The following is a 2,113-nucleotide window of genomic DNA, read 5'->3' on the forward strand; positions in this document are numbered from 1 at the left end:
GCAACGTTATTTCACACCGCTACCGCTTGCTGAAGCCATATCGAAACTGAAACAGGGCACCTTACCTAAGGGTGCTGTCGCCGTCACCTTTGATGATGGTTATTTAAATAATCTTGAGGTTGCACTTCCCATTTTATTAGCGCATGACATACAGGCGACCTGCTTTATTGCTACTGGTTTTGCTGACGGTAGCACCATGTGGAATGATATTGTCAGTTACACAGTGCAACAAATTGACTTAGGGCAACTTAAATGTGATGCCTTTACCGAGGTATTGACCAGTCCACTTAAGCGGGATAACCGTGCAAATGTATTACAAGGCTTGTTGCTGGCCATTAAATATTTACAGCCTGATCAAAGACTCAATATAGCCAGACAGTTTGCCCGTGACAACCAAATCACTGTACCGTCATTGATGATGCAAGCAGCCGACTGGCAACGCTGGCAACAAGCGGGTATGGAAATAGGCGCGCATACGGTCAACCACCCTATCCTTGCCAGTTTAGATACAGAAACAGCCAGCCAGGAAATCAACCTTTGCCGCCAACAATTGCTGGATTCAGGGCTGACAGTAAAAGGTTTTGCCTACCCAAATGGTCGTTTTAATAAGGACTTTACGCAACGAGATCGGGATTTGGTGCAACAAGCTGGTTTTAGCTATGCAGTTTCTACCAACCCTGGCACTAATGCACCACACCAGGATTGTTTTAACTTAAAACGCTTTACTCCATGGGATCACTCTATGCTGAAGTTTCATGCCAGACTGCTGCAACAACATTGGCGAGGTCACCACTAATGACTCAACCACATTCTGATGCTGCAGCCCTGGTTGTTGGTCTTTGTAGTCATGGTTTAGCAGTCAGTCGCGCCCTGCATCAAGCTGGTATCAAGGTGTTTGCGGTAGAGCAAAATGCCAGTTTGCCGGGTTCAGCGACCAATACTGTACAACGTTTGTTTATTATCGATAGTTTTAATGATGATTGCCTGATACCGGCGCTACTTGATATCCGGCAACAATTATCCAATTTTACCCAACTGGTATTATTTGCCACTAACGATAACCACGTGCGCAGTTTTGGCTTACACCTTGCGCACTTATGCCCTGCATATTTGATTAGTTGGGCAGACAGCTTTCAGGCGGTGTTGCGATTACAGAAAAAAAGTGAATTAGAAACTGTCGCCAGAGAACAAGGCCTTAACTACCCAAAATCCATGGTGTTAACCACTGAGGAAGTAAGCAACGCATTGAAACTTGAGAGTCAATTACAGGATTTTATTTATCCGTTGATTATTAAGCCAGTGCAGCCGTTATCTTCTTTTAAAACACAAATAGCCCAAAACGCGCAGCAGCTTTATGCTTTTCTGCAGCAGTATCACACCGATTTGCCTATTCTGGCTCAGGAATATATAGCCGGTGGTGATGAATCGTTGTATTTTGGTGCCTTGACACTGGATAGCGGCCATACTATTCAAGCGATGGTTGGACGTAAACTATCCTCTTTTCCGGTGGCTCGCGGTCAAACCACCATAGCAGAAGTGGTAACAAACGCTGACGTTATAAAACTTACTGAGCAATTTTTTGCCGGGTTTAAGTTATCCGGCCCCGTATCTTTGGAGCTAAAAAAGGCGCCTGATGGCAGCTTTTGGGTAATTGAACCCACGGTGGGACGAACAGATTTTTGGGCTGAGTTATGTATTGCAGCGGGATTTAACCAGCCATTGCAAGAGTTTCAGCTGGCGCTGAAACAACAAGTTACGGTGACGCCTATAAACACACAGATAAGCTGGTTTGATGCAGAGCGGGCACCACTGAGCTACTGGCAAGCTGTGTGGCAGCAAAAAAATATTAAACCCTTTGGTAAAAAAGCCACCTTTACTTTTTTTTGCTGGTCTGATTGGCGCCCATTTCTTCGTGCCTGTTGGAATCTGTTCAAACGTATCAGCAGTAAACGCCTATGATCAGCCCATTACCTTTGTCACCTGAATTAACAGTTGCACGCTATGCTATTGATGCAGAACTGCCCGAAGGACTTGTCAAATGGCTTAATAAGCACCAACCGCACCCGGTATTTGTGTCAGTAGTCTGGTACCAACAACTCACCACTTTTTTACA

2 protein-coding genes are annotated in these 2,113 nt (G+C 45.1%); both read left to right on the top strand.

Annotated elements, in window-relative coordinates:
• The coding region (locus tag V7D78_RS16385; protein ID WP_333609531.1) for a polysaccharide deacetylase family protein at positions 1-796 on the top strand (796 nt) is incomplete at its 5' end.
• The gene (locus V7D78_RS16390; RefSeq protein ID WP_333609532.1) at positions 796-1,959 is read left to right on the top strand and encodes a hypothetical protein; all 1,164 of its coding nucleotides are present in this window, start codon (positions 796-798) and stop codon (positions 1,957-1,959) included. The genes V7D78_RS16385 and V7D78_RS16390, both read left to right, overlap by 1 nt.
• Positions 1,960-2,113: the final 154 nt, after the last annotated feature.

The sequence above is a fragment of the Arsukibacterium sp. genome (assembly GCF_036735525.1).
Lineage (GTDB): Bacteria > Pseudomonadota > Gammaproteobacteria > Enterobacterales > Alteromonadaceae > Alishewanella.